This is a genomic window from Pseudomonas fluorescens (assembly GCF_012974785.1).
In the GTDB taxonomy this organism is placed as follows: domain Bacteria; phylum Pseudomonadota; class Gammaproteobacteria; order Pseudomonadales; family Pseudomonadaceae; genus Aquipseudomonas; species Aquipseudomonas fluorescens_BT.
In genome coordinates this window covers 1173658-1186414 of sequence record NZ_CP027561.1, presented here as the reverse complement: position 1 = coordinate 1186414, position 12757 = coordinate 1173658, and the positions used below count along the sequence as shown (strand labels likewise).

The 12757-nt window shown below is 59.9% G+C and carries 13 protein-coding genes; 3 read left to right on the top strand and 10 right to left on the bottom strand.

The features are described 5' to 3' along the window. Positions 1-95: 95 nt before the first annotated feature. The 10 genes from thrC to ffh form a co-directional block, all read right to left on the bottom strand. Complete coding sequence (gene thrC / locus C6Y56_RS05190) at positions 96-1505, bottom strand: threonine synthase (RefSeq protein ID WP_169429004.1); 1410 nt, start codon at positions 1503-1505, stop codon at positions 96-98. A gap of 66 nt (positions 1506-1571) precedes the next feature. Then, positions 1572-2876 (bottom strand): homoserine dehydrogenase, encoded by a 1305-nt coding sequence (locus C6Y56_RS05185; protein ID WP_011332618.1) that lies wholly within the window; start codon positions 2874-2876, stop codon positions 1572-1574. Between the two features lie 131 nt (positions 2877-3007). Then, entirely contained in the window at positions 3008-3739 is a 732-nt protein-coding gene (gene dsbC, locus C6Y56_RS05180) for a bifunctional protein-disulfide isomerase/oxidoreductase DsbC (RefSeq protein WP_169429003.1), read from the bottom strand. A gap of 143 nt (positions 3740-3882) precedes the next feature. Beyond that, positions 3883-4779, bottom strand: a complete 897-nt coding sequence (gene xerD / locus C6Y56_RS05175) for a site-specific tyrosine recombinase XerD (protein ID WP_169429002.1) — start codon at positions 4777-4779, stop codon at positions 3883-3885. Between the two features lie 61 nt (positions 4780-4840). Beyond that, positions 4841-5254 (bottom strand): acyl-CoA thioesterase, encoded by a 414-nt coding sequence (locus C6Y56_RS05170; protein WP_169429001.1) that lies wholly within the window; start codon positions 5252-5254, stop codon positions 4841-4843. Positions 5255-5345: 91 nt separating this feature from the next. Further along, on the bottom strand, positions 5346-5696 hold the full coding sequence (rplS, locus tag C6Y56_RS05165; RefSeq protein ID WP_009047143.1) for a 50S ribosomal protein L19: 351 nt from the start codon (positions 5694-5696) through the stop codon (positions 5346-5348). A gap of 45 nt (positions 5697-5741) precedes the next feature. Next, a complete protein-coding gene (gene trmD, locus C6Y56_RS05160; protein WP_240789116.1) occupies positions 5742-6452 on the bottom strand; it encodes a tRNA (guanosine(37)-N1)-methyltransferase TrmD in 711 nt (236 codons plus the stop codon). 44 nt (positions 6453-6496) lie between these two features. Further along, positions 6497-7033 (bottom strand): ribosome maturation factor RimM, encoded by a 537-nt coding sequence (gene rimM, locus C6Y56_RS05155; RefSeq protein ID WP_085711646.1) that lies wholly within the window; start codon positions 7031-7033, stop codon positions 6497-6499. A gap of 5 nt (positions 7034-7038) precedes the next feature. Beyond that, positions 7039-7290: a 30S ribosomal protein S16 gene (gene rpsP / locus C6Y56_RS05150; RefSeq protein WP_003185073.1), complete on the bottom strand. Its 252-nt coding sequence runs from the start codon at positions 7288-7290 to the stop codon at positions 7039-7041. 248 nt (positions 7291-7538) lie between these two features. Further along, on the bottom strand, positions 7539-8915 hold the full coding sequence (gene ffh / locus C6Y56_RS05145; protein ID WP_169429000.1) for a signal recognition particle protein: 1377 nt from the start codon (positions 8913-8915) through the stop codon (positions 7539-7541). A gap of 209 nt (positions 8916-9124) precedes the next feature. Between ffh and C6Y56_RS05140 the strand changes: the two genes are divergently transcribed. From C6Y56_RS05140 to C6Y56_RS05130, 3 genes are all read left to right on the top strand, one after another. Continuing rightward, positions 9125-9937: a cytochrome C assembly family protein gene (locus C6Y56_RS05140; protein ID WP_169428999.1), complete on the top strand. Its 813-nt coding sequence runs from the start codon at positions 9125-9127 to the stop codon at positions 9935-9937. Between the two features lie 12 nt (positions 9938-9949). Then, entirely contained in the window at positions 9950-11191 is a 1242-nt protein-coding gene (locus C6Y56_RS05135; protein ID WP_169428998.1) for an HlyC/CorC family transporter, read from the top strand. A gap of 234 nt (positions 11192-11425) precedes the next feature. Next, positions 11426-12742 (top strand): MFS transporter, encoded by a 1317-nt coding sequence (locus C6Y56_RS05130; protein WP_169428997.1) that lies wholly within the window; start codon positions 11426-11428, stop codon positions 12740-12742. Positions 12743-12757: the final 15 nt, after the last annotated feature.

Sequence of the window (12757 nt, the reverse complement as noted above, 5' to 3'; positions counted from 1 at the left end):
GCCCGTCCTTCGTGGGCGAAACGCGCGCAGTGTGGCATGCAAAAACAAGAAAGCCCGTCAGGAGACGGGCTTCAAAATGTGACAGCTTTGCGAGCTTAAAGAGGCTTGCCGCGGTTGCCATGCTGGCTGACAAAGGCCTGCACGGCTTTGAGCTCGTTCGGCAACACAGTGCAGCGCTCTTCTCTCTCAAACAAATCAGAAAGATGTGCAGGTAGTTCGAGAGCTTTTCCTACACCGGCTTTCTCCACTGCGTCCGGGAACTTGACCGGATGCGCCGTGCCCAGAATCACCATCGGGATGTCCAGGCTGCGGCGGCATTCGCGGGCGGCTTTCACGCCGATGGCGGTGTGTGGATCCAGCACCTCACCGGTCTGCTCGTAGACTTCGGCGATGGTTTCGCAGGTTTGCGCATCGTCGACGGCCAGCGAATCGAACAGCTTGCGTGCTTCGGTCCAGCGTTCCTGTTCGACGCTGAAACCGCCGCCCTGTTTGAACGAATCCATCAGACCGGCAATCGCCGCGCCGTTGCGACCGTGCAGGTCGAACAGCAGGCGTTCGAAGTTGGACGAGACCATGATGTCCATCGATGGCGACAGCGTGGCGTGCAGGGTTTCCTTGACGTACTGGTTGCCGCTCATGAAGCGGTGCAGGATGTCGTTGCGGTTGGTGGCGACAATCAGTTGATTGATCGGCAGGCCCATGTTGCGCGCCAGGTAGCCGGCGAAGATATCGCCGAAGTTGCCGGTCGGCACAGAGAACGACACCGAACGCGCCGGGCCACCCAATTGCAGGGCTGCGTGGAAGTAGTAAACGATCTGCGCCATGATCCGCGCCCAGTTGATCGAGTTCACTGCAACCAGACGGGTGCCCTTGAGGAAGCTCTGGTCGGCGAAGCTGGCCTTGACCATTTCCTGGCAGTCGTCGAAGTTGCCTTCAATGGCAATGTTGTGGATGTTCTCACCGACAATGGTGGTCATCTGCCGACGCTGCACTTCGGACACACGGTTGTGCGGGTGCAGGATGAAGATGTCGACGTTTTCGCAGTGCTTGCAGCCTTCGATGGCGGCCGAACCGGTGTCACCGGAGGTGGCACCGACGATCACCACGCGCTCGCCGCGCTTTTCCAGCACGTAGTCGAGCAGACGGCCGAGCAGTTGCAGGGCAAAGTCCTTGAACGCCAGGGTCGGGCCGTGGAACAGCTCCAGCACCCATTCGTTGCCGTTCAGCTGACGCAGCGGCGCAACGGCGTTGTGCGAAAACACACCGTAGGTCTCTTCAAGAATCTTTTTGAAATCGGCGTCAGGAATGCTGCCGGTGACGAACGGGCGCATGACGCGAAAAGCCAGCTCGTGATACGGCAGGCCGGCCCAGGAAGCGATTTCTTCCTGGGTGAAACGTGGCAGGTTTTCCGGGACGTACAGACCGCCGTCGGTGGCGAGACCGGCCAGCAGGACGTCTTCGAAATTCAGGGCCGGTGCCTGGCCGCGGGTACTGATGTAACGCATGACTGACTCCAATGGACAGTGTTCACGACACCGGCCCCGCTGGCGGGGCCGGTGAAGGAGATCGGCTTAGTTCAAGTGCTCGACGCGGATCCGCACAACCGGACCGACCACACCCGCCAGCGCTTCGAGGGCGGCGATCGCATCGTTGATGTGCTGTTCCAGCACGCGGTGGGTCAGCAGGATCATCGGCACCAGGCCGTCGTGTTCCTCGACTTCCTTCTGCATGATCGACTCGATGTTGATGCCGCGCTCCGAGAGGATGCTCGCCACCTGAGCGAGTACGCCCGGGTGGTCCTTGGCCTGAATGCGCAGGTAGTAGGCGCTTTCGCAGGCTTCGATCGGCAGAATCGGATGGGCCGACAGCGAGTCCGGCTGGAAGGCCAGGTGCGGCACGCGGTTTTCCGGATCGCTGGTCATGGCGCGAACCACGTCCACCAGATCGGCGATCACCGACGAAGCGGTCGGCTCCATGCCGGCGCCAGCGCCGTAGAACAGGGTCGAACCGGCAGCGTCACCGTTGACCATCACCGCGTTCATCACGCCGTTGACGTTGGCGATCAGACGATCGGCCGGGATCAGCGTCGGGTGTACGCGCAACTCGATGCCGGCCGCCGTGCTGCGTGCCACGCCCAGGTGCTTGATGCGGTAACCCAGCGCTTCGGCATAGTTCACGTCGGCGGTAGTCAGCTTGGTGATGCCTTCGGTGTAGGCCTTGTCGAACTGCAGCGGGACACCGAATGCGATGGACGCCAGGATTGTCAGCTTGTGCGCGGCGTCGATGCCTTCGACATCGAAGGTCGGATCGGCTTCGGCGTAGCCCAGCGCTTGCGCCTCGGCCAGTACGTCCTCGAAGGTGCGACCCTTCTCGCGCATTTCGGTGAGGATGAAGTTGCCGGTGCCGTTGATGATGCCGGCGACCCAGTTGATACGGTTGGCAGACAGGCCTTCACGGATCGCCTTGATCACCGGAATGCCGCCGGCTACCGCCGCTTCGAATGCCACGATCACGCCTTTCTCGCGGGCCTTGGCGAAAATTTCATTACCGTGAACGGCAATCAGAGCCTTGTTCGCGGTGACCACATGCTTGCCATTCTCGATGGCCTTGAGTACCAGCTCGCGGGCAACGGTGTAGCCGCCCATCAGCTCTATGACGATGTCGATCTCAGGGTTCGTGGCCACTTCGAAGACATCGTTGGTAATCGCAATACCGGTCGTCTGGAACTGAGGCTTTGGCGTGCGCATGGCAATTTGTGCCACTTCGATTCCACGCCCGGCACGACGAGCAATTTCCTCGGCGTTACGCTGAAGTACGTTGAAGGTACCGCCACCGACGGTCCCTAACCCACAGATGCCTACTTTGACCGGTTTCACTGTGAACTCCCCATAAAACGGCCGACGCGAGGCCGGCCGTGAAAACAACCGCGCAATCGCGGCTCTCTATTGATGGCCCGGCCATGTTGCCGCCGGGCCACGCTCGTCACGCCTGCGCGTGACGATGCGAATTACTTCGCGCCCAGCGCCAGTTTGGCGACTTGTGGCGCAGGCTGGTAGCCCGGAATGACTTGTCCGTCAGCCAAAACGATGGCCGGCGTGCCGTTCACGCCAATCGACTGACCGAGGGCGAACTGCCTGGAAACCGGGTTATCGCACTTGGCGGCCTTGATTTCCTTGCCATCGACCATTTTGTCCATGGCGGCTTTCTTGTCTTTCGAGCACCACACGGCTTGCAGCTGTTCGTCACCCGGCGAGCCCAGCCCCTGACGCGGGAACGCCACGTAACGCACTTCGATGCCGCGCTTGTTCAGCTCCGGCACTTCGGCGTGCAACTTGTGGCAATACGGGCACGTAGTGTCGGTGAATACGGTGATGTGCGACTTGGTTTCACCCACGGCCGGATAGACGACGGTCTCGGCGACCGGAATCCCGTTGATCAGTTTGGAAATGCCCAGTCGTTCGGTTTTCTCGGTCAGGTTGACCGGTTTGCCGTCCTTGAGCTGGAACATGTTGCCCTGAACGATGTACTGGCCATCGGCGCTGGCGTAGAGCACACGGCTGCCCTTGAGCTTGACTTCGTAAAGGCCCGGCAGCGGGCTGGCGGTGATGGTGTCCACCGGAACGTCGAGCTGGAGGTTTTCCAGGCTCTGGCGGATGGCTTTGTCAGCCGCGTCATCGGCGACGGCAAAGGTGCTGACCAACGCAATGGCTGCGGCGGCGAAAATCTGGGTCAGACGCATGAGAACTCCTGAAGGCGGACAAATGGAACGATCAGAACGCCCGTGCCGGAACACCGGGTCATAACCGTCCATCGTGCAAACCGGCAAAGCCTACCACATAAGGCTCGCGTGACCGAATGCGCCTGTCGCAAGACAGAATGCGCTCAGCCTCGCGGGTGATGTTTGGCATGCAGATCCTGCAACCGCGCCCGGGCGACGTGAGTGTAGATCTGTGTGGTCGACAGGTCGCTGTGACCCAGCAACATCTGCACCACCCGCAAGTCGGCGCCATGGTTGAGCAAGTGTGTGGCAAACGCGTGACGCAGAGTATGCGGCGACAGCGACTTGCCGATCCCGGCGACCTTGGCCTGATGCTTGATGCGGTGCCAGAAGGTCTGGCGAGTCATCTGTTCGCCGCGCTGGCTGGGAAACAACACATCGCTGGGACGCCCGCCGAGCAGCTCGCCGCGGCCATCGCGCAGGTAACGCTCAACCCAGACAATCGCTTCCTCGCCCATCGGCACCAGCCGTTCCTTGCTGCCCTTGCCCATCACCCGCAACACGCCCTGACGCAGATTGACCTGTTCCAGGGTCAGGCTGATCAGCTCGGTCACGCGCAGGCCGCAGGCATAAAGGACTTCGAGCATGGCGCGGTCACGCTGGCCGATGGCTTCACTCAGGTCTGGAGCCTTGAGCAACGCTTCGACGTCGGCTTCCGAAAGTGATTTGGGCAATGGCCGACCGAGTTGCGGCATATCCACGCGCAAGGTCGGATCGACCGAAATCAGTTTTTCCCGCAACAGGTAGCGATAAAAGCCACGCACACCGGAGAGGAATCGCGCGGTGGAACGGGGTTTGTAGTTTTGTTCCAGACGCCAGGCCAGGTGATCGAGGATCAACTCACGACCGGCGTTGATCAGCTCGAGATTTTTCTCCTGCAGCCAGCCGTTGAACAATGCGAGATCACTGCGATAGGCGTCGCGAGTATTGTCGGAAAGACCTTTTTCCAACCATAAGGCGTCGAGAAACTGGTCAATCAGCGGGTGGTCGATGGCGGACATAAAAGCTCAGGCAAGACAGGGAGGCGGACAGTCTTTCATAGCCCGCCCACTCACGAAACCGTCAGGCGGCAAAACCTGGCAACACCGGCACCGGGCGCTTGTCGTCATCAATCGCGACGAAGCTGAACTGCCCGTGAATCGCCTTTTCGCGACCATCGCAGCTCATGCTTTCAACGAAGACCTCCACCTCGACCTTGAGGCTGGTATTACCGACTTTAATCACTCGACCGACCAGTTCGACGATGGAACCGGCAGCAATCGCGTGATTGAAGTCGATGCGATCGGTCGACACCGTCACCAGCGGCAAACGGCAAAACCGTGTGGCAGTGATGAAGGACACTTCGTCCATCCAGGCCAGCGCAGTGCCGCCGAACAGGGTGTTGTGGTGGTTGGTCGTCGGCGGGAAAACAGCCTTGGTCACGCGGGTCACCGAGAGTTCGGTACGGCGTTCGATTTCTTGCTCGCGAGATGTCATGGGTACGGCCTGAAGCAATCATGCAGTGGATAAATGGCGGACAACAAAAAAGCAGCCCGTAGGCTGCTTTTTTCTGCATCGGAAGCTGGACTTAAGCCAGTTTTTCCTTGATGCGAGCTGCTTTACCCGACAGGTCGCGCAGGTAGTACAGCTTGGCTTTACGTACGTCACCGCGACGTTTGACAGCCATGCTGTCGATCTGCGGGGAGTAGGTCTGGAAAGTGCGTTCTACGCCAACACCGTTGGAGATTTTACGAACGGTGAACGCACTGTTCACGCCGCGGTTACGCTTGGCGATTACAACGCCTTCGAACGCTTGCAGACGGGAACGATCGCCTTCCTTCACTTTCACCTGAACGACAATGGTGTCGCCTGGGGCAAAGGCAGGGATTTCTTTGGTCATCTGCTCTGCTTCGAGTGCAAGGATGATTTTGTTGGTCATGCTGTGCTCCTAAGGTAAATCGTCTGATCTACCATCGATACGTTGTTAACTATCGTCCCGCTCGCGGATGTATTCCTCGAGCAGCTTCTTCTCTTCTCCAGAAAGCGAGCGGCTTTCCAGAAGATCGGCGCGTCGTTCATAGGTCCGACCAAGGGACTGCTGTAAACGCCAACGCCGGATGTGTGCGTGATTGCCACTTAGCAATACGTCGGGAACACGCTGATCCGCATACACCTCCGGTCGTGTGTAGTGCGGGCAATCCAGCAAACCATCCGTAAAGGAATCTTCCTCCGCGGAGTCCGCATGCCCTAAAGCTCCGGGCAGCAGTCGTGTAACCGCATCTATCAGGACCATCGCCGGCAGCTCGCCGCCAGACAGGACATAGTCCCCAATCGACCACTCTTCATCGACATGAGCATCAATAAATCGCTCGTCAATGCCTTCATAGCGACCGGCAATCAGGATCAATGCATCCGATTTCGCCAGTTCGCGTACCGCCGACTGAGTCAGTTGACGGCCTTGGGGGGACAGGTAAATCACCTTCGCCGCCTCCCCGGCTGCTGCCTTGGCCTGAACCAGAGCATCTTCCAGGGGCTTGATCTTCATCACCATGCCCGGACCACCGCCAAACGGGCGATCGTCCACAGTGTGATGCCGATCCGTCGTGTAATCCCGCGGATTCCAACAGGTCAGCTGCAAGAGCCCCTGTTTGACCGCTCGACTGGTGATGCCGTAGTCGCCGATGGCGGAAAACATCTCGGGAAACAAACTGATCACTTCTACGCGCAAGTTAGCCACGCTTAGAAGTCCGCGTCCCAATCCACCTTCATCTCGCCCGCTGCGAGGTCGACTGCCAACACGCATTGCTCCGTATAGGGCAACAGGCGTTCGCGATCATCCAGGCTGCCAGCGCAAGGCTTGACTACCATTACATCATTGGCGCCGGTTTCCAGAAGATGATCGATTTTCCCGAGCAGTTGCCCAAGCGTATCGATGACCTTCAGACCTTCCAGCTGGTACCAGTAGTACTCGCCTTCGGTCAATTCAGCGAACAGGCTGCGCGGCACGCAGATCTCGTAACCGGCCAGAAGACGAGCTTCTTCACGATCATCAAGACCCTTGAGCTTTGCGACCAGGAACTTGTCGCTCCCGCGTCCACTGACCAGCTCGACCTGTTTGACATTGCCTTCGCGCTTTAGCGTCCAGGTTTTGTACTGCAACAGGTTTTCAGTCGGATCAGTAAAGGAATAAACCTTCACTTCGCCGCGAACGCCGTGAACAGAATAAATTTTGCCAATAACGATCAAATCATCGGCAACAGCAGGCGTCGCGTTCATATTGCTCAGGCCGCAGCCTTAGCCGATTCCTTCAGCAACTGAGCAACACGCTCAGATGGCTGTGCACCAACGCTCAGCCAGTAGGCTACGCGCTCTTGGTTCACGGACAGACGAATTTCCTGACCACGGGCAACAGGGTTGAAGAAACCAACCTGTTCTTTGTGGGAACCGTCACGCGGGTTGCGGGAGTCGGTTACGGTCAGGTGGTAAAACGGGCGCTTTTTGGAGCCGCCAAGGGCAAGACGGATTGTTAGCATGTGAACATCGTTCCTGTAGTCGGTGCTGCAAATCTAAATGCACAGCGGGCATGGGTGCCCGAAAGGCCGCATATTCTAAGGAATATCCGGACTTTTGCAAATGACTTTTTCCGGCGCCTATGGCATGCCGTGCTGATTTGCGGTAGAGCCGTCAATGAAAACGGCCTGTCAGCTCCCGCCGAATGCGGGTTTGCTGTGAATCCCGCCTCCATGCGGGACTGCGCCGGTACGACGACCGGCGAGTTCTTTTACAGTTTCGGCATGCCGCCGCCGGGCAACATTCCGCCCATGCCGCGCATCATTTTCGCCATTCCGCCCTTGGCGGAGAACTTCTTCATCATTTTCTGCATCTGCTTGTGCTGCTTGATCAAGCGACCGATGTCCTGCACTTGGGTGCCGGAACCCATGGCAATCCGACGCTTGCGCGAACCGCTGATCAGCTCAGGGTCGCGGCGCTCGGCCGGGGTCATGGAGTTGATGATGGCTTCCATCTGCTTGAACTGCTTTTCTGCCGCGCTCTGGGCGTTGCCCATCTGCGACAGGTTGACGCCGCCGATGCTCGGCAGCTTGTCCATGAGCCCGCCGAGGCCGCCCATGTTCTTCATCTGTTGCAGCTGATCGCGGAAGTCTTCGAGGTCGAAGCCCTTGCCCTTCTTCAGCTTCTTGGCCAGTTTGTCGGCCTTGTCCTTGTCGAGGGTCGCTTCAGCCTGCTCGATCAGGCTGAGCACGTCGCCCATGCCGAGGATCCGCGAGGCGATCCGCTCAGGATGGAACGGATCGAGCGCTTCGCTCTTCTCGCCCATACCAATGAACTTGATCGGCTTGCCGGTGATCGCGCGAACGGACAGCGCAGCACCGCCACGGGCATCACCGTCGACCTTGGTCAGGATCACGCCGGTCAGCGGCAGTGCATCGCCGAAGGCCTTGGCCGTGTTGGCGGCGTCCTGACCGGTCATGGCATCGACCACGAACAGGGTTTCGACCGGGTTGATCGCGGCGTGCAGCGCCTTGATCTCGCCCATCATCTCTTCGTCGATGTGCAGACGACCGGCGGTATCGACGATGACCACGTCGATGAATTTCAGTTTTGCTTCTTTAATAGCCGCATTGGCGATGTCGACCGGCTTCTGGCTCAGGTCGGACGGGAAAAACGTCACGCCAATGTCGTTGGCCAGGGTTTCCAGCTGTTTGATAGCGGCAGGACGATAGATGTCCGCCGACACGACCATGACCGACTTCTTCTTGCGCTCTTTAAGGAAGCGCGCCAGTTTGCCGGCGGTGGTGGTTTTACCCGCGCCCTGCAGACCGGCCATCAGGATGACGGCGGGCGGCACGGCACTCAGGTTCAAGTCTTCGTTGGCCGCGCCCATCAGGCTTTCGAGTTCGGCCTGGACGATCTTCACGAACGCCTGGCCCGGCGTCAGGCTGCGCGACACCTCGGTGCCGACAGCGCGTTCCTTGACCGAGCTGACGAAGTCCTTGACCACCGGCAGGGCGACATCGGCCTCAAGCAACGCCATGCGCACTTCGCGCAAGGTGTCTTTAATGTTGTCTTCAGTCAGTTTCGCCTTGCCGGTGACATGGCGCAGCGTCTGCGAGAGACGGTCGGTTAAGTTTTCAAACATTGCGCGATCCTTTCAGGCCCTGTGTAGACCGGGATAATGGCGGCCCGGACCGAAATCAACATGTACTCGGCGAGCCTGCGGCGTGGGCAGGTCGCGGATTATAGCGAAGACTGCGTCTGGCGGACACCTCGCTGTCAGCTTGCCGGTCTTTCGTGCGACGACTGTTCTATGCCAAACTCAGCCCCTTTCGGGCTTGCCTAACAGGATTTATGCTCCCCTTGTCACCGAGTTTGCTGACCACCCTCGCCGCCGCCCTTCTCTATGCCGCTGCGACCCTCTATCAGGGCACCCGTCTGGCCACCGGTGCCAAGGCCAACAAGCGCCTGCTGGTCTCGCTTGGCGTCCTCGCCGTGCTGGCCCACAGCGCCAGCCTGCTCACTCATCTGTTGACGCCGATCGGTCTGGGCCTGGACTTCTTCAGTGCTTCGAGCCTGATTGCCGCGGCAGTCATCGCCCTGACCCTACTGGCCTGCTCGCGGATCCCGGTGGAAAACCTGCTGGTCCTGCTGTTCCCGCTGGGGGCGGTCACGGTGTTGCTGGCGCAGTTCGCGCCGACCGGTACCGTGCAGATCATCGACGAAGAGCCGGGCATCCTCGCGCATATCCTGCTGTCGATTCTTGCCTACGGCATGTTCACCATCGCCGTGTTCCAGGCCTTGCTGCTGCTGGTGCAGGATCACCAGCTCAAGAACAAGCACCCGTCCGGGCTGATCAAGAACTTTCCGCCGCTGCAGACCATGGAAAGCCTGCTGTTCGGTTTCCTGTGGGCCGGCTGGACACTGCTGTCGCTGTCGCTGATTTCCGGCTGGCTGTTCGTCGAGAACCTGTTTGCCCAGCATCTTGTGCACAAAACTCTGCTGGCCTGCCTGGCCTGGGTCGTGTTCAGCGTGCTGTTGTGGGGCCGCAATCGCCTCGGCTGGCGCGGCCACAAGGCGATCCGCTGGACCCTCGCCGGTTTCTGCCTGCTGATGTTGGCGTATTTCGGCAGCAAACTGGTCCGTGAATACATTCTGCACATCTGACGGGCGGCATAAATGGACGGTTTGCCCATAGGGCCGATGCTCGCGGTATTTGTCCTGCTGATTCTCTGGTCGGGGTTGTTTACCGCCGTGGAAGTTGCGCAACAGCATCTGCTGGCACAACGTACTGCTTCGCGTGCGAGCGACAAACCGCTGGCGAAGCTCGGTTTTCCCCTCGACAGCCTGATCCTGTGCAACACCCTGTGTCGAGCCCTCGCCGTGGTACTTGCCACGCTGCTGGCGATTTTCCTTTGTGAAGAGAACGGCCCCTGGGCAGCCACTCTGGGCGCCGGCGCCGTATTGCTGGTGTTTGCCGACTACTTCCCGCGCACTCTCGCACAACGCTATCCGGATGCCGTGCTGTCATTCGGCAACACGTTGCTGGCAGTACCGCTGAAAGTGATCTATCCGCTTGCATGGCTGTTCAGCGGCATCAGCAGCTTGCTGATGCGCCCACTGGTGCGCAAGCCTCAGGTCGTGCAGCAGAGCGAAGACGACGTCCCGCCTGAGCGCCATGACGACCCGGAACATCCGTCTCGACCGCACCCGGTTTCCGGCATCCACGCGCTGGACAACATCACGGTCAACGACATCCTGGTGCCCCGCAGTGACGTCGACGGCATCAATCTCGATGACCCCATCGAAGAAATCATTGAGCAGTTGCGCCACAACAAGCGCACCCGCCTACCGGTCTTCCACAGTGACATCAACCAGGTCGAGGCGATCCTCAACACTCGGCAATTCCGTCATTTGCTGGACGATCACAGCCTGACCCGGGAAGCGCTGCTGGCCGCCAGCTACGAGCCGTATTTCGTACCGGAAAGCACTCCGCTGCAACTGCAACTGCTGAATTTCCACAAGCAACAGCGGCGTCTGGGCATGGTGGTGGACGAGTACGGCGAAGTGCTGGGGATTGTCACGCTGGAAGACATTCTCGAAGAGATCGTCGGTGAATTCGAAAGCGAGCACAGCCTCGACAATCCGCACATCCACCCGCAGGCCGATGGACGCATGGTGATCGACGGCGCCGCCTCGATCCGCGAGCTGAACAAATGCCTGGGCTGGCACCTGCCCAGCGATGGCCCCAGGACCCTCAATGGCCTGGTGACCGAAGCGCTGGAAACCATTCCGGAAAGCGCAGTCTGCCTGAAGATCGGGCGTTATCGCCTGGAGATTCTGGAAACGGAGGAGAACCGCGTGAGCAAAGTGCTCATCTGGCACACCAGCTCGGCACCGGCGCTCGCACCTGCCCGCTAGTTCTCCGCTTGTTCAATCGTTAGCCACCTTCCTATAATCAGGGCGCTTACCCAAGCCCCGCCGCCCCCGTGCTTACCCCGCACCTGACAGGTTCCGGCCGGTTCATTGCCGTTTTACGCAGCACACCGACGACTGTTCCTACCTGAAACAGCGCTCGCGCCCTATCCCACATCCCCGGGTAGTCGACCATAATAATTCGCTCCAATGGAGCTCATGACTGTCAGGGATCACCGCATGACGACCAGTACCGCTTACCGCGACTCCGCGCCGGCCCAACCGGCCAACTCTGCCACCCGGGTGGCCACCGCGAGCTTCATCGGCACGGCTATCGAGTTTTATGACTTCTACGTCTACGCCACTGCCGCAGCACTGGTGATCGGGCCCGTGTTCTTTCCGCAGACATCCGGCACCGCACAGATGCTCTCGGCATTCCTCACCTTCGGCATCGCCTTTCTCGCCCGTCCACTGGGTTCCGCGCTGTTCGGCCACTTCGGCGACCGCATCGGGCGCAAGTCGACTCTCGTGGCCTCGCTGTTGCTGATGGGCGTCTGCACCACGCTGATCGGCGTACTGCCGGGTTACGACAGCATTGGGGCGTGGGCGCCGATCCTGCTGTGTGTGCTGCGCTTCGGTCAGGGTCTCGGATTGGGCGGTGAATGGGGCGGCGCGGCGCTGCTGGCCACCGAAAACGCGCCGAAAGGCAAACGGGCATGGTTCGGCATGTTCCCGCAGCTCGGTCCTGCGATCGGCTTTCTGGCGGCCAACGGCCTGTTCCTGACCCTCGCCATGACCCTTGATGATGAACAGTTTCGCAGTTGGGGCTGGCGGATTCCGTTCTTGCTCAGTGCGGTGCTGGTGATGGTCGGGCTGTACGTGCGCCTCAAGCTTCACGAAACCCCGGTGTTCGCCAACGCCATCGCCCGTCAGGAGCGGGTGAAAGTACCGCTGGTCGAGCTGTTCAGCCAGTACTGGGCACCGACGCTCTTGGGCGCAGCCGCCATGGTGGTTTGCTACGCACTGTTCTATATCTCGACCGTGTTTTCCCTGAGCTACGGCGTGTCGACGCTGGGCTACAGCCGCGAGACATTCCTCGGACTGCTGTGTTTCGCGGTGTTGTTCATGGCGGCCGCCACGCCATTGTCGGCCTGGGCCAGTGATCGTTACGGGCGCAAACCCGTATTGATCGTCGGCGGTGTACTGGCGATTCTTTCCGGTTTTCTGATGGAGCCGTTGCTGACGCAGGGGTCGACCTGGGGCGTGGCGCTGTTCCTGTGCATCGAGCTGTTCCTGATGGGGGTGACGTTCGCCCCGATGGGCGCGCTCCTGCCGGAACTGTTTCCGACGCACGTCCGTTATACCGGTGCATCGGCGGCCTACAACCTCGGCGGGATTGTCGGGGCCTCGGCGGCGCCGTTTTTCGCGCAGAAGCTGGTGGCGATGGGTGGTTTGAGTTACGTCGGCGGGTATGTGTCTGCGGCCGCGGTGCTCAGCTTGATCGCTGTGCTGTGCCTGAAGGAAACGCGCAATAACGATTTGAATCAGGTGTCGTAAAGGCTCTGATCGCTC